This window comes from Planctopirus hydrillae, assembly GCF_001707835.1.
Lineage (GTDB): Bacteria > Planctomycetota > Planctomycetia > Planctomycetales > Planctomycetaceae > Planctopirus > Planctopirus hydrillae.
Window position 1 is genome coordinate 1 of sequence record NZ_LYDR01000094.1, and the last position, 328, is coordinate 328.

The 328-nt window shown below is 70.1% G+C and carries 1 protein-coding gene; it reads left to right on the forward strand.

All coding sequences use genetic code 11. From position 1 onward, the window contains the following. Nucleotides 1–328, forward strand: a 328-nt coding sequence (locus A6X21_RS11720; RefSeq protein WP_131818305.1) for a pyridoxal-phosphate dependent enzyme, incomplete at both ends; no start/stop codon positions are given.

The following is a 328-nucleotide window of genomic DNA, read 5'->3' on the forward strand; positions in this document are numbered from 1 at the left end:
TGGCGCCCTTCGACGACGAAGACGTGATCGAGGGGCAGGCATCCGTCGCGGTGGAAATCCTGGATGCGCTGGAACGCGCGCCCGATCTGGTGATCCTGCCGGTGGGCGGTGGCGGGCTGGCCGCCGGTGTCGTCTCTGTCCTGCGCGAGGTGGCGCCTGAAACGCGCGTGAAATTCGTGGAACCGGCAGGCGGCATGTCGCTGGCCGCGGCCATGGCGGCGGGGGCGCCCGTGACGCTGCCCCGGGTCGATACCTTCGTCGATGGCGCCGCGGTTGCGCGGATCGGGACCACGACCTACGGGGATTGCGGTGATCAATCAGGTGCGGC